At 51.3% G+C, this 19,134-nt stretch carries 17 protein-coding genes; 13 read left to right on the forward strand and 4 right to left on the reverse strand.

What is annotated here, in order from left to right; translation table 11 throughout:
- The first annotated feature begins 51 nt into the window (after positions 1–51).
- The 10 genes from PRIO_RS03010 to PRIO_RS03055 all read left to right on the forward strand — a co-directional run bounded on the left by PRIO_RS03010 (position 52) and on the right by PRIO_RS03055 (position 10,999).
- The gene (locus PRIO_RS03010; protein WP_020425818.1) at positions 52–996 is read left to right on the forward strand and encodes an alpha/beta hydrolase; all 945 of its coding nucleotides are present in this window, start codon (positions 52–54) and stop codon (positions 994–996) included.
- A gap of 527 nt (positions 997–1,523) precedes the next feature.
- A complete protein-coding gene (locus PRIO_RS03015) occupies positions 1,524–3,056 on the forward strand; it encodes an HD-GYP domain-containing protein (RefSeq protein ID WP_039785189.1) in 1,533 nt (510 codons plus the stop codon).
- Between the two features lie 220 nt (positions 3,057–3,276).
- The gene (locus PRIO_RS03020; RefSeq protein ID WP_020425815.1) at positions 3,277–3,669 is read left to right on the forward strand and encodes a NusG domain II-containing protein; all 393 of its coding nucleotides are present in this window, start codon (positions 3,277–3,279) and stop codon (positions 3,667–3,669) included.
- Positions 3,653–4,204 carry a Gx transporter family protein gene (locus PRIO_RS03025; RefSeq protein ID WP_020425814.1) on the forward strand — a complete coding sequence of 184 codons (552 nt, stop codon included), beginning with the start codon at positions 3,653–3,655 and terminating at the stop codon, positions 4,202–4,204. The genes PRIO_RS03020 and PRIO_RS03025 overlap by 17 nt, the downstream gene beginning before the upstream one ends.
- A gap of 29 nt (positions 4,205–4,233) precedes the next feature.
- Positions 4,234–5,103, forward strand: a complete 870-nt coding sequence (locus PRIO_RS03030; RefSeq protein ID WP_020425813.1) for an ATP-binding cassette domain-containing protein — start codon at positions 4,234–4,236, stop codon at positions 5,101–5,103.
- Complete coding sequence (locus PRIO_RS03035; RefSeq protein WP_020425812.1) at positions 5,079–5,978, forward strand: energy-coupling factor transporter ATPase; 900 nt, start codon at positions 5,079–5,081, stop codon at positions 5,976–5,978. Before PRIO_RS03030 ends, PRIO_RS03035 begins: the two co-directional genes overlap by 25 nt.
- On the forward strand, positions 5,971–6,762 hold the full coding sequence (locus tag PRIO_RS03040; RefSeq protein WP_020425811.1) for an energy-coupling factor transporter transmembrane component T family protein: 792 nt from the start codon (positions 5,971–5,973) through the stop codon (positions 6,760–6,762). Before PRIO_RS03035 ends, PRIO_RS03040 begins: the two co-directional genes overlap by 8 nt.
- 20 nt (positions 6,763–6,782) lie before the next feature.
- A complete protein-coding gene (locus PRIO_RS03045) occupies positions 6,783–8,708 on the forward strand; it encodes a peptidase U32 family protein (RefSeq protein WP_020425810.1) in 1,926 nt (641 codons plus the stop codon).
- 106 nt (positions 8,709–8,814) lie between these two features.
- On the forward strand, positions 8,815–10,116 hold the full coding sequence (locus PRIO_RS03050) for an aspartate aminotransferase family protein (RefSeq protein WP_020425809.1): 1,302 nt from the start codon (positions 8,815–8,817) through the stop codon (positions 10,114–10,116).
- A 1-nt stretch (position 10,117) separates the two neighbouring features.
- Positions 10,118–10,999: a UbiA-like polyprenyltransferase gene (locus tag PRIO_RS03055; protein ID WP_020425808.1), complete on the forward strand. Its 882-nt coding sequence runs from the start codon at positions 10,118–10,120 to the stop codon at positions 10,997–10,999.
- A gap of 667 nt (positions 11,000–11,666) precedes the next feature.
- Here PRIO_RS03055 and PRIO_RS03060 read toward each other — a convergent pair.
- The 4 genes from PRIO_RS03060 to PRIO_RS03075 all read right to left on the reverse strand — a co-directional run bounded on the left by PRIO_RS03060 (position 11,667) and on the right by PRIO_RS03075 (position 16,232).
- The gene (locus tag PRIO_RS03060; protein ID WP_020425807.1) at positions 11,667–12,647 is read right to left on the reverse strand and encodes a polyprenyl synthetase family protein; all 981 of its coding nucleotides are present in this window, start codon (positions 12,645–12,647) and stop codon (positions 11,667–11,669) included.
- Between the two features lie 18 nt (positions 12,648–12,665).
- The gene (locus tag PRIO_RS03065; protein WP_020425806.1) at positions 12,666–13,115 is read right to left on the reverse strand and encodes a hypothetical protein; all 450 of its coding nucleotides are present in this window, start codon (positions 13,113–13,115) and stop codon (positions 12,666–12,668) included.
- A gap of 273 nt (positions 13,116–13,388) precedes the next feature.
- Entirely contained in the window at positions 13,389–15,269 is a 1,881-nt protein-coding gene (locus tag PRIO_RS03070) for an FAD-dependent oxidoreductase (RefSeq protein WP_020425805.1), read from the reverse strand.
- Positions 15,270–15,317: 48 nt separating this feature from the next.
- Complete coding sequence (locus tag PRIO_RS03075; RefSeq protein WP_020425804.1) at positions 15,318–16,232, reverse strand: hypothetical protein; 915 nt, start codon at positions 16,230–16,232, stop codon at positions 15,318–15,320.
- A 463-nt stretch (positions 16,233–16,695) separates the two neighbouring features.
- Between PRIO_RS03075 and PRIO_RS03080 the strand changes: the two genes are divergently transcribed.
- From PRIO_RS03080 to PRIO_RS03090, 3 genes are all read left to right on the forward strand, one after another.
- Positions 16,696–16,899: a CsbD family protein gene (locus tag PRIO_RS03080; protein WP_020425803.1), complete on the forward strand. Its 204-nt coding sequence runs from the start codon at positions 16,696–16,698 to the stop codon at positions 16,897–16,899.
- A gap of 57 nt (positions 16,900–16,956) precedes the next feature.
- Complete coding sequence (locus tag PRIO_RS03085) at positions 16,957–17,223, forward strand: hypothetical protein (RefSeq protein WP_046501094.1); 267 nt, start codon at positions 16,957–16,959, stop codon at positions 17,221–17,223.
- Between the two features lie 394 nt (positions 17,224–17,617).
- A complete protein-coding gene (locus PRIO_RS03090) occupies positions 17,618–19,015 on the forward strand; it encodes a sensor histidine kinase (RefSeq protein ID WP_020425801.1) in 1,398 nt (465 codons plus the stop codon).
- The last annotated feature ends 119 nt before the right edge of the window (positions 19,016–19,134 follow it).

Consider the following 19,134-nt stretch of genomic DNA (forward strand, 5'->3'; position numbering starts at 1 on the left):
GGCTTGTCCTGGAGTGGATTCCATTATGCCGAAAGAAAGGTGATATTGTTCATGTGGAGTGTTATTATACTTGCCATTGTGATTATTGTGGCCGGCGGCTTGACTTATGCAGGGTTCTTTTTCTACGGAATCGCAATCAAGCGGGCACCCAAGGAGTTCCTGGCCAAAACCCCTGATCTCAAGGTGGACCCGCCGGTTGCCGGGCCTTCCTGGGGAGAAGGTGCAGACTGGGTATCCCGCCACAGCTTCAGGAAGATTGAGATTACTTCTGACGATGGGCTTACCCTGCGCGGTTATTATCTGCCGTCAGAGCGCGCCGCAGGGCGGACTGCTATTATAGCCCACGGCTATTCCGGGAAAGGTAAGGATATGGGGGCATACGCCAAAATCTACTACGAGAGCCTGGGGTACCATGTGCTGCTTCCCGATGCCCGCGGACATGGCGACAGCACAGGGGAGTACATCGGGTTTGGCTGGCCGGAACGCCGGGATTACCTGAGATGGATTGAGTATATCCTTGCAGAGAGCGGGCCGGAGGCCCAAATTGTGCTGCATGGGGTATCCATGGGAGGAGCCACTGTGATGATGACTTCCGGAGAAGAGCTTCCCCCACAGGTCAAAGCCATCGTAGCCGACTGCGGTTATACCTCTGTCAAAGCGCAGCTGTCTTACCAGCTGTGGCGGATGTACCATCTGCCGAGTTTTCCTTTTGTCCATATGGCGAGCTTTATCACCCGGATCAAGGCAGGGTATTTCTTCGGAGAGGCCTCGGCGCTGAAGCAGGTCCGTAAAGCCCGCGTGCCCATACTGTTCATACATGGCGATGCCGACAAGTTTGTACCGTTCTATATGATGGATAAGCTGTATCAAGCGTGCAGGAGTCCCAAGGATCAGCTTGTGATCCACGGTGCCGGTCACGGCGTGGCTTATGATACGGATAAGGCAGCGTATGTAGGGAAGGTAACTGATTTTGTGACCCGGTACGTTCAAATATAAGAAAGTACCCGTTTCTACTTGAATGATCCTGAAAAAAAGTCCCTGAAACGTAGACGCGCCCGGTATCCGCAAACTGCGGTTACCGGGCGCTGATATGTTCCACACATGGTCTGCATTACTATCTACCAAATGCAGTTCCATGTCTTCTCCGTATATTTAATCCCCCGCCGTCCGTGAGCAAACGGGTGTCTTAATTCCTTGTTATTTCCAGCAGCCGTGTGGCGAGAATAATCCTTCCAAAACGACAAAAGCCCTACCTCTCTTTTGTCCTTACGGCTCCGTGGCCGCGCCAGTGTGAATCGGAAAACTATGTTCGAATTTAATCTCATAAAAAGGAAGAGTACTGCAAGAAAACGTAAGATTTTGTGTCCAAAATGCCGATAATATATAAACGGGCAACGAATCGGCTTGACATCTTCTTGATGGGGATAATATATACAGTAAACAAATGTTCTTTAATTATAGCACGGGATGTAAAGAATTGCAAACAGTTAAGCTGAATGGGCAGGCTGGAAACGGGGGATCTAATGAATTTATACGGAGGTTTTTTAAAAAAGCAAATTCGTAACTACATATTCGGCTCCGTAGTTGCCGTGCTTGCGGTGGGGAGCCTGATCCTACTCTCTTCACTTGAAATAAGCACCGTAGAGTATTTCCGGCTGCTGATCATACTGCTGATTTCGTTCGCCATTATGGCTGTCGTGGAAATCAGTGTCTTCATCCGGCAAATCCGGCCGATCCGGGCCGCACTTACGGAGCATAGACCCGCACTTGCCATGCTGGAAGAAGCCTACTTGCATACTCACCGGCTGCCGAAGCTTGCGGTGCAGCGGATATTGGGCCCGCATTTTCTGGGGCTGTCCCTGCCTGCGTCGGTCATGACCTATGGGATGATTCGTACGGGATTAATCAATCTCCCCTACTTCTACCTTGTGCTTGCGGTGGCCGGGGCCATCCTGGTAGCGTGTATGCATGCGTTGATTGAGTTTTTTCTGACCTCCTCGGCAATTATTCCACTAATTAAGAACTTCAGAAACCGGGCTTTGGAATTGCACATGGTTGATTTTTCTCTGGAGGGGCATGTGTTTGTGCCAATCCGCCCCAAATTCCTCATTACTTGTATGCTGATCGGTACCTTCCCGCTTGTGCTTTTTATTATGGCGACCCAGATCCGGCTGGAAACACTAGGGGGAAGAGCGGCTGAGAGTATGCGGAGCTACTGGGAGTGGGCCGGGCTTGTGCTGCTGATCGGCACCCTTTTTTCTTCCATAGCAGCCTGGCTGCTGACCCGGAGCGTGCAGCATCCAATCAACGAATTATACCGGGCGATGAATAATATCAAGGACGGACGGCTGCTGCAGGTGCAGGATGAATACTCGGATGAATTCTCGAAGCTTGTGGCCGGGTTTAATATGATGGTCCGCGGGCTGCAGGCCCGGGAACAGCAGAGCAGGCAGCTGCTCGACAGCTATTTCACCACCCTGGCCGTAGCGCTGGACGCCCGTGATCCGTATACAGCCGGGCACTCGCTGCGGGTAGCGGAATATTCGGTCATTATTGGCCAGCTCGCCGGGCTTACAGGACAGCAGCTGGATAATTTGCGCAAATCGGCCCTGCTGCATGATATCGGCAAAATCGGTGTGCGGGACAGCGTGCTTTTTAAGGAGGAAGAGCTTACGGAGGAGGAGTTCGACCAGATCAAAAGTCATCCCGTCCTGGGAGAAAATATTCTGCGGCAGATTGAGCCAGAAGAGAAAATGGCGCCTTACCTGGGCGGAGTCCGTTCCCATCACGAACGTTATGACGGCAAGGGATATCCCGACGGCTTGGCCGGAACGGCCATTCCTCTGCATGGCCGGATTATCGCCGTGGCCGACGCGTATGATGCCATGACCTCGGACCGGCCTTACCGCAAAGGAATGGACCATGACCGGGCGCTCGCTATTCTGGAGCAGGGAAGAGGCACTCAGTGGGACCCTGAATTTGCCGGGTTGTTCCTGGCCTACTTCGGAAAAACCGGTAAATCCGATAAAGCAGGTTATCCGGGCCGGGCAGGATAGCAGGGCAATGAATGCGGGGATGTACAGCGGCATTATCCTTATATTTCTTGTTCAAGCGGATGCCATCCAGTTAATATTCGGTATCCGCTTCTGCTTGCGTGCCTATTTTGTGAACTGCCCCCTAAAACCGACAAATCCCGAGCACATTCATTGAAGGATTGCAGGCGGACCGTTATAATTAATAAGTCTGGATTTTAATTAAAAAATAAGGGAGATCATTATGAAACGCGCAGATGTGCTGCTGATTTCCATCGTGCTCATTGTGGCGCTCGCTTTTATCGTACCGAGATGGCTCTCGAACGATAACGACAAGGCGGGACCGGACAATAATCTTGTAGCCAATATAACGGTGGATGGCAAGCTGTATAAGACAGTGAAGCTTACAAAAGAGGAACAAACCATTGATGTCCGCACGGAGCGCGGTTATAACATTTTGAAGGTGCATGATTACGGGATTGAAATGTACGATGCTGACTGCCCTGACAAGGTATGCCTGGGCTTTGGCCATATTACCCGTCCCAAGCAGACCATTGTGTGCCTGCCGCACCGGGTGTTAGTAGAAATAGCAGGCGCGGTGCCGGGGGAGGATGATATAGATGCCTATGTCCAGTAGTGAATCAGCAACAGCTCTGAAAAGGACGGTGATTGTGGCGATTTTTGCCGCAGTGGCTGTAGTGCTCAGTCTGGTGGAAGCCCAGATCCCGCTGGTCGGGGTCGGGCTGATGCCTGGGGCTAAGCTTGGCTTCGCCAACATTATGATTTTGACTTGTATATTCTTTTTACGGGGCCGGGACGCCTTTGTCCTTGTTATTCTGAAGACATTGCTTACCGCATTCCTGCTCGGCACCTTTTCCAGTCTGCTCTTCAGCCTGTTCGGCTCGCTTCTCAGCTTTGTAGTGATGTTCCTGCTGGTGAAATGGGGGGGCAAGAAATTCAGTGTGATCGGAATCAGTATCGCCGGCGGACTGGCCCATAACACCGGGCAATTGTTCGCGGCAGCCATAGTCTTTAAATCCACGAGTATTTTCTACTACCTGCCGGTGCTGCTTATTACCGGAATCGTGACGGGGATTGCCGTCGGCTATGCGGTCCGCTATCTGGTAGCGTCGCTGTCCAAAATATCGCTGTTTGAAGAGTTTTTGGGCTGAGCCGAATCATCAGCGGAAGGATGACTAACATGAGTGAAGCATATCAAGAGGTGGAGGGCGCAGAAGAGGCGCCGGCTGTGATTAAGCTGGATGGTGTATCCTTCGGCTACGACCCGGAGCATCCCATTCTCCATAATATCTCTTTATCCATTCCCCAGGGAGAGTGGGTTAGCATAGTTGGGCCCAACGGCTGCGGCAAGTCCACACTGGTCAAGCTGATGAATGCCCTGCTGCCGAAAAGTGGTGGCGAAATCACTGTTTGCGGCCATCAGCTGGGAGAGGAAACGATCGGAGCCATCCGGCAGTGCATTGGCATGGTATTTCAGAATCCCGATAATCAATTTATCGGGGCAACGGTTGAAGAAGATATATTGTTTGGCCTAGAAGGGCTGTGTTTGCCTTATGCCGAGATGGAGGAACGCCTGCGTGCCTATACCGTAAAGCTGGGGATTGAGGCGCTGCTGTCCAAGCATCCGGGCGAGCTGTCAGGCGGACAGAAGCAGCGCGTAGCTATTGCATCCATTCTAGCCATGAAGCCAGGCATCGTCATCTTTGACGAGGCCTCTTCCATGTTGGATGAGGCGAGCCGCGATGAGCTGCTGCGCATTTTGCAGGGGATGCGGGCGGAAGGGCAGTATACCATTCTGATGATTACGCATGATGCTGACGAGATTCTGGCTTCAGACCGGGTGCTCGCCCTGCATGGCGGCGGTCTTGCCGCTGATACGACTCCCCGGGAGCTGTTCCGGGATAGAGGGCTTCTGGAAAAATGCCATCTGCTGGAGCCGTATCCTTGGCGCCTTGCCCGTGAATTGCAACGCCGGGGAATCAGGGTGGATGTTCCCGCCAGTGAAAAGGAGCTTATCGATACATTATGGCCATACAACTACAGCAAGTAAGCTATACCTACGCCGAAAACAGCCTGTGGAAGCAGACGGCGCTGCATGAGATCACCCTCGGCATTCCCAAAGGCTCGCTGACCGGGATCGCGGGTGCGACAGGCTCCGGCAAGTCTACGCTGCTGCAGCTGTTCAATGGCATTTTGAAGCCGACTCAGGGCACGGTGCAGGTGCTGGATGTAACTATACGCGCCGGTGAAAAGTCGCCGAAGCTGCTCCCGCTGCGCCGCCGGGTCGGACTGGTCTTTCAATTTCCGGAGCAGCAGATGTTCGAGGATACGGTAGAAAAGGATCTGTGCTTCGGACCGCTCAATTTTGGCATGAGCCCGGAGGAAGCCAAGGAGCGGGCGCGCCAGGCCATGCTCGAAATGGGCCTGGACCTCGGCCTGCTTACGCGCAATCCATTCCGGTTAAGCGGAGGGCAGATGCGCAAGGCGGCCATCGCCTCGGTGCTTGCTATGGACCCGGAGATCGTTGTGCTGGACGAGCCGACTGCCACACTGGACCCGGTCAGCCGGGCTGAGCTGATCTCACAACTGGAGCGTCTCTGCCATGAACAGGGTCGGACGATTATTATCGTAACCCACCGGATGGACGAACTGCTGCCTTATGCCGACCGCTGGATTCTGCTGAAGGACGGGGAGATTGCTTTTCAGGGCAGCGGCGGGGAGCTGGCGGAAGAGCCGGACATCCTTGCGCGCTGCGGTCTTGGCGTTCCGCATTCCCTCCGGTACTGGCGCGGCATTGCCGACCGTTTCGGGCTTGCTGGAGAGAAGCCGCGGCTTACGCCTGAGAGCCTTGCAGAGCTGATCGCTTCCCTGCCGGGGGCGGGCGCTGCGGGCAGACCGGAAGAAGGGGGGGATGCCCATGAATGAGCGGCTGCTGCTGGGACGCAGTATTGAGACCGGCTCATGGGTGCATAAGCTGGATGCGCGTTCCAAGCTTACGGGGATGCTGCTGTATGTAGCTGTAATTCTGCTGTCGGATTCATGGCAGTCCATGGCGCTGCTGGCTGTGTTTTCGATTGCGGTCATGGCTTCAACGCGTATTCCGCTAAAGTATTTCATCAAAGCGGCCAAGCCTTTGCGCTATCTGATGCTGTTCATCTTCATCGTGCAGCTTCTGTCGGTCAAAGCGGGGGATGTGCTGTGGTCCGCCGGCTCCTTCTCGCTGCATGAGGGCGGTTTGCGCCTGGCATCCTTTTCTGTGATCCGCATGCTGTTTCTGATCACATTCACAGCGCTGCTAACCTTTACTACAACGCCGGGCAAGCTGAATCAGGGGCTGGAGGGAATCCTGTCGCCATTCAAGAAATTCGGGCTGTCGCCGGACCGGATTACGCTGATGATCAGCATCGCCCTGCGGTTCATTCCTACGATTCTGGATGAATCGCAGATTATTATGAAAGCCCAGGCCTCCCGCGGGGCGGATCTGCAGGAGCTGCCTCTCAAAGAAAAAGCGCGGATGCTGGTGTCCCTGCTTGTGCCGGTGATCTCCAGCGCCTTCCGGCGGGCTCAGGACCTGGTCTATTCCATGGAAGCCAGAGGCTTCCGCATGGATGCCCCGCGCAGCCGGTATCACCGCCTGAGGTGGGGCGCTGCCGATACTGTTTTTGTCGCTATGTTCGTCATCATGGGAGTTGCAGTTGCATTATTGTAATATTTTAGGGGGAATAGGCAATGGCAAGATTTTTTAACGGTAAAGAAATTGAACTGCTCGCGCCTGCGGGAACGTTCGATATTTTCCAGGCAGTCGTGGAGTCGGGCTGTGATGCAGTGTATTTTGGCGGCCCGGTACTTAATATGAGAATGATGCGCAAAGGCTATAATCTATCGCATGAAGAAATAATTGAAGCCCTTGCTATGGCCCATAAACTGGATAAAAAAGTATACATCACCGTAAACAATCTGTTCAGCGAAGACGATGTGGAGGAAGCCAGAGCTTACCTGCAGTTTCTGGACGAGGCCCGTCCGGATGCGCTGATCGTTCAGGATATGGCCGTGCTGGAGCTGATCCGTGAGATGGGGCTTACCGTTCCTGTCCACGCTTCAGTCATGATGAATGTGCACAATCTGGAGATGATTTATGCTCTGCGCGATCTTGGAGTAAGCCGGGTAGTGACTTCACGGGAAATGGATCTGCAGACGGCCAAGCTGCTGGGTCAGAAGAGCGGCATGGAGCTGGAATACTTCGTTCATGGCGATATGTGCTCTGTGCACGGGGCGAACTGCTACTTCAGCTCCCAGGTCTTCGGCATGAGCAGCAACCGGGGCAAATGTATGAAGCCTTGCCGATGGGATTACCGGATTAAACGTGACGGGTATGTGTTCCCGGCGGAATATCCGCTGGCCGTCAAGGATATGTTCATGTATGAGCATCTTCCGGAGCTGATCGATTCGGGGATTACCTCGTTTAAAATCGAAGGCCGGATGCGCGATAAGGAATTCATGGTCTCGCTGGTGAACAGCTACAGTGATGCGATTGACCGTTATATCGAAGATCCTATCGGCTTTGACCGCACAGTGGACTCCAAAGAGCTGTACAAAAACCGCAAACGTGATTTCTCCACTGCCTACGCTTTTGGCAAACCGGGTCTGGCGAATATTAACCGCCGTTACGAAGGTACAGGCAAGTTCTACAGCACTGGCAAGGTATTCAGTACACCAACAGCAGAGCGGGAGCTATCTGAGGCACGTGTGCTGGAGCTGCGCGAACGTCTGGCCCGGGCAGGGAAAGCACCGGAAGCACAACCGGAACTGGCTGTGCGTGTAAACAACATGGCGCAAGCCCGGCTGGTCATTGAAATGGGCGCGGACAGTCTGTATCTGCCAGGAGATGTATTTGAACCCGACCGGCCGTTTACGAAGCAGGATATTAAGGAGCTTGGAGCAATTAAGGGGCAGACCAAGCTGTATCTCGGATTGCCGCGGATGATGACAGAGCTGCATTTTAACCAGTATGATCACTTGCTGAACGGAGAGCGGCTGCCCATTGACGGGCTGATGATTACTAATCTGGGAGCGATTCGGCGCTACAGAGCGGCTGGATATCCAATGATTGGCGATGTTAACTTGAATGTCTATAATCACCTGTCTGCAGGACTGTATGCCGGACTGGGGCTGGAAAAGCTTACGGTGTCCCCGGAGATGACGATGGAGCATTTTGCAGCCTTTACTGCGCGTTGTGATCTGCTGCTGGAGGTGGTTGTCCACGGGACACCGGCGCTGATGTACATGGAGCATGATCTTTACGAAAATACCGAGGTGATGGAGCCTATCGCTGAAGAGGATAACCGCTATGTCAGCAACGATGTGCTGGTGCTCAAAACCGATAAAGGCGAAAACCCGGTCTACCGCGACCAATACGGCCGCTGCCATCTGCTCTTCTCCAAAGAACTCTGCTACTTGCCTATGCTGAAAGAAATGAGCGGACTGGGCATTGCCAGCTTCCGGATCGAAGGCGCCACATACAGCACGGAAGAGCTGCGGGCAATTATTGCTGCCTATCAGGCTGCCTTGGGCGGTACAAATCCGCAGGAGGATTTACTGGGCGGGCTTACACCTGTTTATGCCGGTTATACGCTGGGCTCCTTGCAGTTCAATTAATATATTTCAATTTTAAAATATCAAGCTGGAGCGTATAATAACAGTAAGTGGTAGATTGATAAGTTATTTTTTTCACAAGATATGCCTGAAAGAGAGGGAACCCATCATGAAGCAAGAAGAGACGGTCATCGGGAGAACAGCGGTTGCCGCCAAAAGAAAAGATTATTTTTATCCCTGCACCGCACACTTTTACCGCGATGCGCCGCAGCTCGTGCGTGGAAGCATGCAGTTTGTGTACGATGAGCACGGCAAGCAATATACTGACTTTTTTGCCGGAGTATCGGTTGTCGCCTGCGGGCATTGCAACCCGGTGATTACGGCGCGTACAATTGCACAGCTTCAGCAGCTCCAGCATACCTCAACGGTCTATCTTACGCAGCCGAATGTAGATTTGGCCGAGCGGCTGGAGGAGGTGCTGCCGGGGAAGCTGCGCCGCAGCTTCTTCGTCAACAGCGGCTCCGAGGCCAATGAAGGGGCGCTGCTGCTGGCCAGAATGCATACCGGACGCAAAGGTTTCATTGCCCTGGAGAGCGGGCTGCACGGACGCACTAATCTGACGATGAGTGTTACCGGACTGCAGATGTGGAGAACGGATCAATACCTGGATGAAGATGTAACGTTTATTGAGCGTCCTTATGATCCAAAGCTTACGCTTGATGAAGCTGCGGCCGTTTCTCTAAAGAGCCTGGAACGGGTGCTGAAGGAGAAGGGCGACACGGTTGCGGCCATGATTGTAGAGCCGATTCAAGGAAATGGCGGCATGATTATGCCTGCCCCTGCGTATTTCCGCGAAGTCAAAACGCTGCTGGAGCAGTACGGCGTGCTGCTGATCGACGACGAGATACAGACGGGCTACGGCCGGACAGGTGCAATGTTCGCCATGGAGCATTTTGGCGTTGTGCCGGATATTATCAGCATGGCCAAAGCGCTGGGCAACGGGGTTCCGGTAGCTGCTTTTGCAACAACGGATGAAATTGCAGCGTCGCTGAACCGGCCTTCGGCTTCGACGTTCGGGGGCAACCCTGTATCGGCGGCTACAGCCCTTGCGGTACTGGATTATATCCGTGACGAACGTCTGCCGGAGCGTGCGGCTGAGCTTGGTTCACGCCTGAAGAAAGGCCTTGAATCGCTTAAGGAACGTTATCCGGGAATGATCACTGATGTGCGCGGAACCGGGCTGATGCTGGGCGCAGAATTGGCAGGTCCGGACGCAGCCGGATCAGCTGAACTGACCGATAATGTGCTCGAAGCGATGAAAGACCGCGGTTATCTGATCGGCAAAAACGGCGTAGGCCGCAACGTCCTGGCCTTCCAGCCGCCGCTGGTTATTACCGCAGAAGATGTCGATGGGATGCTTGCTGTTTTGAATGAAGTGCTGCTGCAGGTTTCCACAGAAAAGGAAGAATAATATGATCTTAAACGCTGTCAAAACCTCTGCGCTTAAGCTGAAAATGTTCAGCGAGCTGGTGATGTTTTCCCACACGCTGTTTTCCCTGCCCTTTGCCGTCATCTCGATGGTCTGGGCGGCAGGAGGCTGGCCGTCCGGCCACATGATGCTGTGGGGACTGATCGCTCTAATCGGGGCGCGGAATGGCGCCAACGCCTTCAATCGTCTCGTCGACCGTACCTTTGACGGGAAAAATCCGCGCACCGCGCACCGGCATCTGCCGCAGCACCTGCTGGCGGAAAAGGAAGTTATCTTTTTTATCATCATCAACTATGCCTTGTTCATTGTCGCCTCCGGCATGCTGAATCTGCTCTGTCTGCTGCTGTCGCCGGTGGCCATCGTCCTGATCTCCAGTTATTCCTATACCAAACGTTTCACATTCTTGAGCCACCTGTATCTTGGCTTCGTAATAGCTTCGGCGCCGATTGGCGCCTGGTTCGCGGTAACGGGGAATATTGCGTTCACACCGTTTGTAATCGGTACAGTGGTAATGCTCTGGATCGCCGGCTTTGATATTATCTATGGCACGCAGGATATCGATTTTGACCGCCGGAACGGCCTGTGGTCTATCCCCAGCTTCTTCGGACTGGAGAATGCGCTGCGCATTTCCAAAGGGCTGCACTTTATCATGATCCTGCTCCTGCTGTTCCTGTACCTCTGGCGCGATCTGGGCTGGATGTATCTGGTCGGCATCGGCATCGCCACGCTGCTGCTGATGACGGAGCACCGGATTATTAAGCCGCATAACCGGCGGCTGATGAAGGTGGCTTCCTATAATTTGAATCAGGTGATCAGTATGGTGATACTGCTGTGCACGCTGATTGATTATTTTTTTGTTAGCTAGGGTACTATACAGATTGAACTTGCAATCTGTAATCTTCATTGTGGATCAATTGATTGTTGGTATGTATCCCAACCCCAGCCATTCCCTCGGAGGGCGGGCCGTAAGAATAACGCTAACTAAACGCAAAAGAAGGCCCCCCCGGGGCCTTCTTTTCGCACTATAGTGATTCGATTGTAGACTATACAAGCTGGGCCGAGGAATGGCCCGTCATACATGAAGTGGAGGCTCTATTGAGTCAGCGTGCTAAGTGGAATTTGTACACCTAATTTTCCCGAAATCCTTGAAACAGCGGTCTTTAGTGGGAATTTATACACTTAATTCCGGAGAGTTGCCCGTTTGGCAGCCAATCTGGCCCAATTAGATGTCCTTTTTCCCACTAAAGCTGCTAAGGGAGGGAGAAGCCGCCGATTAGTTATACTTTTTCCACTCCGTTCGGCTGATAAATGCCGGTTGGACGGTTGACTAGCGGATTGGCCGGTTAACGGTCTACTGCTGCGGGAATAGCTGAACCGGACTTACCGGGTCTGCTAACCAGCAGTCTGACAGCTTGCCAGCCAACCAGCCAACCGGGGTTTGTTGACCGGCAAGCCTGCCGTTTGATAACAATCAACCGGCCAACGGTTGTCTCCGGTTTGGCAATATAGGGCTGCAATTACCCAGCAGTGTTCTAACGGTCGCGTCCGGCAAAATACTGCAGCAATGTCTCAAGATCGGCATGTGCCGGGTAGCTGGAGAGCCGCTGGATAATTGCGGCAGCCTGGCCGAGATAATCCTGGCTGACCTCTTCGGTACGGAACAGGGCATCGCTGCGGTTAATCAGGGCCAGCACATGAGCCACCTCTTCCTCCAAAGAGGCGGGGCCAATGGTGCGGATGACAGGCGCCAGTTCGGGGTCCTGCAGGGCAAAAAGCACAGGAAGGGTGACCTGGCCATTGCGGAGGTCGCTGCCAGCAGGCTTGCCAAGCACATCGGCGGACTGGGTGAAGTCGAGCAGGTCATCCTGGATTTGAAAGGACATGCCCAGCGCCTCGCCAAAGTCATAGAGCAGGCCCGCGACTTCTTCCGGGCTCTCCGCAGAAAGTGCACCCACCCGTAAGCAGGTGGCCATCAGCATGGCTGTTTTGTTGCGGGATTTCTCCAGGTACTCGTCAAAAGTGAGATTGTAGTCATAGGCATGCTCCATTTGCTGGTATTCACCCAGGCACAGCTGGGCAGTAGCCACGGACGACAGGTCATGGACATAACGGTTTTTGTCGCCGGTGTATTTGCTGAGCAGCTCAATCACCCGGGCAGACATATAATTCCCGATATGGACTGCGGAGAGCACGCCGGTCTTGGTATGCAGGGCAGGAACGCCCCGCCGCAGTTCGGCATCATCGATAATATCATCATGAATTAATGAGGCGGCGTGAATAAATTCCGCAGCAGCAGATAATTGAAGCGTTCGCCGGGTTGAAGGTTTGCGTCCAAAACGGCTGCCGACGATGACCATCAGCGGCCGGAGACGTTTTCCCCCGGAACTGGTCAGCTCCAGAATGCTCTGCGCAAGCAGTGACTTTTTGGGTACATCTTTATCACGGGCCACAATATTCTGAATTTCATGGTTAATTTCGTCCAGGTCTATATTTAAGGCTTCATGCAGCTTCATCGTTTGGGTTCCCACCTGTCAAATGGCTTTGCTTGTGCGGCCTTGCTGCCTTTGCTCCTGAATCAGGAACTCTTCAATGCCTGCAGCCGGATTTTGATCTGCGAAGTCTCCATTTGACCGCGCGATTTGCATTTTTTTAATCGAAGGAGCCAGATAAGCAACCAGGTCCAGTTCACGGCATTTCACCGCGAATTGCAAATAAAAGCTGTACAAATAATCTCCATCCAAAATGTTGCGGGTCAGGTCAGGATGATGTGGGGCACATTCCATATGGCGCTCTGCCGCCACAGTAAGAATGATATAAATACCTAGCAAATGGACTTTGCGGTCATATTCCAGATCATGGCGTTCCAGTACCGAGAACAACTGCTCACATTCTGCCGGAGAGAGATGCAACTGAATTCCGGCGATCGGTGACATTTCAGCCTGAAGCAACCGGAAGCTGTCTTCCATAAGTTTTCTGTTCACAAGATTCTCTCCTTCTTGTCGGTTTTGCCGGAAGCAACCATAGCCTTGATTATCCCCACAAAACCCTTTGTTAAAAAACAGACCCGGGACGGTTTCGGAAGCCCCTGGCAGCTGAAGAAGTAAACTATTAATCTGTTGATTAGACCTAAACCTTAATAAATAAGGAGAGTAATGTGTCCAGGGACACATTACTCTTAAGAACATCATATTCAGCTGCAGCAACATAAAATACACATAAGTTGCTGTTATATTTAATTAAACAGCGGGGGACTATCAGTCGGTATATAGATACCAGCGCCGCACAAGCGGGATTCGTTTCCATTGCTTCTTGAGCCAAGGCAGGACATAGTAGTCCAGACCGAAGACGCTGCCCGATCCGCCGATGCACGCGATAGCTGCTCCAACGTACCAGAGCATTTCTGTCGCTGCCATCTTGGTAGACCATATCATGACTGCCATGGCAATCGTGGCAAGTGAAGAAATGGCAGTGAAGAGACCTACGATAAGCATAACACCAAAGACGATTTCGGCACAAACCATGCCGATCTGGAACCATTTAGCCAGGAAGGTATAACTTCCGTCATTGTTGTAAAACATCAGATCCATGAACCAGTTCGTAATGTCATACACAAAGCCTGGTACTGGAAGAGCCGATACAGCTTCTTTGGCAGTGGAAACTGCGGAAGCCGCGGACTGTGCATCTACTGTTGTTTTTACAGCATCTACGGCTACACTTGCTGATGAAGCGGCATCCGTAGCGAATGGGGCAGCAGGAATCAGGAAAATCTTGTCCGGATCAACCCAGATCTTTCTGAGTTTATCGATTCCTTCATATAGCCACATGCCTCCGAGCAGCATCCGGAGCGGAACGAGCCAGAAGTTCGGCGAACGCTTGGAGAAGTAGCCGCCGACAAAACTCTTGCGGTTCTCCACGTGGAAGAACTCGTGCATCATATAAGTCCATACTTTGTTAAAACCTACCACTTGCGATAGGTAGAACATATTGATAAAATGCTTGGACAGCATAGCCATGAAGCCGGTAAGCATAAAGAGCTTGCCTGGAAGACCTACGTTAGCCACACCATAGCGGCTTCCGATGGAGACCATGGTTCCGTGGAATCCTGGTTTGTACGCTTTTTTGGCAGTACCGCTGATGTCGGCGGCGATGTTGCCGGCAACGAGTGGAGCGGCCTGTTCGGCATTTTCAACCATCTGTGGAACCGGACGGGTTTCGCCTTCAGGAATAAAGAAGATGTTGTCCCCTACAACGTAGACGTTCTTATGGTCAACACTTTCCAGATGTTCATTGGTAACGATGCGTTTCCGTCCCTGCTGTTGTACTTCAAGGCCGCCTACGATTTCGGAGCCTTCCACACCGGCAGTCCAAACAATGGTTTTGGCGTCAACGACGTTCTTCTCGCCAAGTGCGACACTGCCTTCGCCTACTTCGGTGATTTTGGCACCGGTCACGATTTCGACCTTCAGCTTGCGCAGGCGGGCTTCAGCCTTCTGAATCAGCTTATCCGGCAGGATAGGCAGAATCTTCGGAGCCATATCGGCAACGATCAGCCGCACTTCGGACGGATCAATGAAGAATTCTCTGCACAGCTCATCGCGTTGCTCGGCCATTTCCCCAACCAGCTCGACACCTGTGAAACCGGCACCGATGATGACGAAGGTCAGCATCGCGCGGCGGACAGCAGGGTTCTTTTCTCTGGCGGCTTGGGTGTACATATCGCGGATTTGACGTTTGAGCGCAACCGCGTCATCGTAGGACCAGAACGAGAAGGTGTTTTCTTCTGCTCCGGGAATTCCGAAGAATGTTGGTTTGCTTCCTGTGCCGATTACCAGGTAATCATAAGCATAGGTTGCCTTGTCGGATTTCAGCTTCTTGTTTTTGAAATCAATATTGCTGATCTCATCCAGAACAACATCCACTTTCAGACCGGCGAAAATTTTCTTCAAATCAACTTTGATTGAATCCTCAGGCGCTCGATTCGCAGATACCTCATGCAGCTCAGTCAAGAGAGTGTGATAAGGATTTCGGTCGATCAGCTTGATTTCTACATCTTTGTTGTTCTTATACTTCTTTGCCAGTTTCTTAGCCGTGAGTACGCCGCCGTAGCCGCCGCCCAAAATGACTATTTTTTTCACGAGAAACTCACCTCATTCATCTGATTAGCTGCAAAAGGCAAGCGAATATTATTTCGCGCCTTCAAGTGCTTTTTCTGCAAGTGTAAAGTATTCGCCAACATGGATAGATACACCGGAGATGGCGTCGGTTTTGCCTTCAGCATCCAGCTTAGGGGCAGCACCTTTGTTTTCAAGGAAATATTTTTCGGCAAGGGCGATTTCTTCATGCCATTCAGCAGCAGCGCCGCCGGCTTTCATGCCGTATTTGCCATCTATTGAATATTGCTTCTTGTCGTCGCCTGCAGCATTTACGCCGCTGAAGTTAACCGCAACGATATTGCCATTGGCAACAGTAAGAGCAACAGTGGATTTCCAGCCGGATTCTTTGTCCATTTCGCCTTCTGCGAAGTATCCGCCATCTTTGTATGGGCCAGCTTGTGCAGGGCCTGCAGCGAGAGCAGCTTGAGCCGCAGTAACAAAGTCACTTACTCCAATAGAAACGCCGGAGATTGCATCCGTTTTACCTTTATCATCCACAACAACTGCTGCCGGATCTTGTTTTTCAACTAAGAAAGCTTCCGCTTTAGCTGCTTGTTCATGCCATTCTGCCTGGCCGCCGCCTTTGGATACCAGTCCGTATTTACCATCTTCGGAAACTTTTTTCTTCAGATCGCCAGCTGTCTTAGTATTGAAAGCATCCCAATCCGCTTTTGTGATTTTTCCGCCTTCAACAGTCAGCAGGACAAAGGATTCCCAGCCTGTTTCGGCGTCAACTGGTGCTGTTCCGTAATATGTTCCATCTTGATATTTGCCTGTTTCAGCAGTGCCGGCATCGGATGCAGCAGGTGCAGTAGTTTCGGCTGGTGCAGTGGATTCAGCAGGAGCATTGGTTGGTGCAGCATTGTTGCTGTTGTTGTTGCCGCAGCCAGCGAGCAGAGTGCCCAGTACAAGAGCGCTCGACAAAATTACAGAAGCTTTTTTCATTTTAGTATGACCTCCAAAGAAATAGTTTAAAATATATATATTAAAATGTAAAACATTTTAATAGCCGTTGGAAGTGATAAAAATCACTTTATAAATGACATATGTCACTTTTGAATCGGTCTTAAGTCCCTTTTTGTAGCAGACATATGACATATATCGGCACGCAATAGAAAAAAATTTAATCATCTCGTTTCATCTTCGATGGCATTTTAGCACAAGAAAGATGTTAGTCATGTGAAAATAATCACTTGTAAATAAAGTATTTTATTAACACTTGAATTATATCAAATTTTAAAATATATGGATATGGATTTAAAAAGACTATTATGTGACAAAAAACGACGGAGTTAGCAGTTTCTTTCCCGGACGGTATTCGATTCATCGTTATGGATCGGGGGTAATGTCTTTTTAGGACATGAGCCTCTGGTCATACTTCATAAAACACCTAAGGAGATGAGCATGTATGGACAGCAATGTTATCAAAGGAAAATGGATGCAGCTTAAGGGCGAAGCCAAGAAGCAGTGGGGACAGCTGACAGATGATGATCTGGATGTCATTGACGGCGAGAAGGATAAACTGATCGGCAAGCTTCAGGAGCGTTACGGCCATACCAAAGATGATGCGGAAGCGGAATACCGTAATTGGGAACAGTCCATCCGCCATTAATATAAGAAAATACACCTCTGAACAGGATAGTCACATATGCAGGAAGAGGCGATGTCTATGTATAAATCCCATGTCGTAACCGGCAGAATACTCGAGATACATGCTGACCGGGTACTTACACAGCAGGGAGAAATGTTATGCACCTTTCATCCCCGGTACTATATGCTGCCGGATGTAGAGACATGGACACCTGAGGAATGTGACTTGAAAGAGGAGCCTGTGGCAATACTGCATGAACAAAGCGGAGTCAGGAGCCGCAAAAGGCGCTGGAGCGCCATAAGGCCCTGGTTTCCGCTGCAGAAGAAGAGCGCGAATCGAATCTGATTTGCGCTCTTCTTCTGCTGGAAACCTGCAACAGAGAAGTGTTAGCCAACGTGGCTTATTTAAAACCGCTCAACATATCCTCTTTAAGGAAAAAAAGTAATCACTTTGTATGTAAATAAGCGAACATATGTGCTATGATGGGTTCGCACGGTTTGCTGCACCCGGTCGCTGCACCCGGTCATTCCTAGCCGGAACAATTTATTATGAATGCATCCGAGGTGAAACTCACCGGTCTAACCATCTCACAGGCAAAGCGACATAATCGCCTATTTTACAGGCGTTAACGTGAGAATAGGAGTATTCTATAGGACTGTGATTCCATGTATTAGGTGTACTATTATGGTACTATGAATCATAAGGATTACATTTTTGTAATCATTGAAGGAGTGATGCTATGGAATACCTGAAGATTTTTAGTATAAATACAGCTCTGCTTATTACTGTCGCTTACATGGCGAATTTAATATACAAACATATGATTACGCATGCCCCAGAGCCTGTCAAACAGGTAAGCTGGGTTGTTTTATCCATTTTTGCCGGCTGGATCACTATATTTTTTGGATACAGGCTGGACGAGCATGTGATCTTCGATTTGAGATTTCTGCCGCTGATTATTTCCACCATCGCATTTCCCCAACCCTTCAGTCTTATCATCATCGGAGTCGGCATAGGTCTGAGCCGTCTGGTCTTCGGAATGAATGAGGCGGCGGTGGCAGGCGTGCTGAATTTATCGATTCTGGGATTCGTCTGTGCCGGGCTCAGCTTCTGGGTGCGCCGCACGCCGGCTACGATCATGGTCAAGGGCCTCATTGTAATTATGGCTGTGAATCTGATGAATGCGGTGAATATCACTGTTTTTGGAGTCATTCCCGACCAGGAGTACATAACGAAGATCTTGCCTGTAACGCTGCCTGCGGGGCTTGTGCTCAGCATGCTGTTTGCCGTGATTATCCGTGACTTTCAGCTTGATCTGCAGCGCACTGTCCAGGTGGTAAGGGCGAATGAGCTGCTGTCTGCACAAGCCGAGGAGCTGCATAAGAATAAGATTGTACTAGAGGAGCGGGCGAAGCAGCTGATGATGGCCTCCCAGTTCAAATCGGAGTTTCTGGCAAATATGTCGCATGAGCTTAGAACTCCGCTGAACAGCATTATCAATTTGTCACAGATTATTGAAGACAATGATGAGGGGCTCAGCAGGGAGGAAATCACTGAATATGGTGCAATTATCCACCGTTCAGGCGGTGATCTGCTATCGCTTATTAATGATATTCTTGATCTGTCCAAGGTAGAAGCGGGCAAGCTGGATGTTGTTCACGAGGAACTCAATGTCAGTGAGATTCCGGAAATGCTGGCGCTTCAGTTCACGGTGGCAGCCAAACAGAAAGGGCTGGATTTCAACATTACGCTGAGTGAGGATGTGCCGCATGTCATTTACTCCGATCCCCAGCGGGTACAGCAGATTCTCCGCAATCTGCTCTCCAATGCCTTGAAGTTTACTGTGGACGGTTTTGTATCGCTGAATATCCGGGTGGTGGAAAAGCCGGAGGGGCCGGCGCAGAGGCGCTGGGTGGTCTTTGATGTGCAGGACAGTGGTATTGGCATTGCTGCCGACAAGCATACGGTAATCTTTGAGGCTTTTCAGCAGGCGGACAGCACCATCAGCCGGAAATATGGAGGAACGGGACTCGGGCTGTCCATCAGCAGTGATCTGGCCAAGCTCCTGGGCGGTTACATTACAGTGTCCAGCAAGGAGGGGCAGGGGAGCCTCTTTTCCCTGTATTTGCCGTTGTAAGTCAATGAAACCTGGGGGTGCGCAGAAATCCAACTTAATTTGTGATTTTGGCTTATTGACAGGAACTTGGTGCGGAGTAGAATGAAGCAAAAGCCGCATCGAAGGAGTGTTATCACCCC

Source organism: Paenibacillus riograndensis SBR5 (assembly GCF_000981585.1).
GTDB classification, from domain to species: Bacteria; Bacillota; Bacilli; order Paenibacillales; family Paenibacillaceae; genus Paenibacillus_AQ; species Paenibacillus_AQ riograndensis.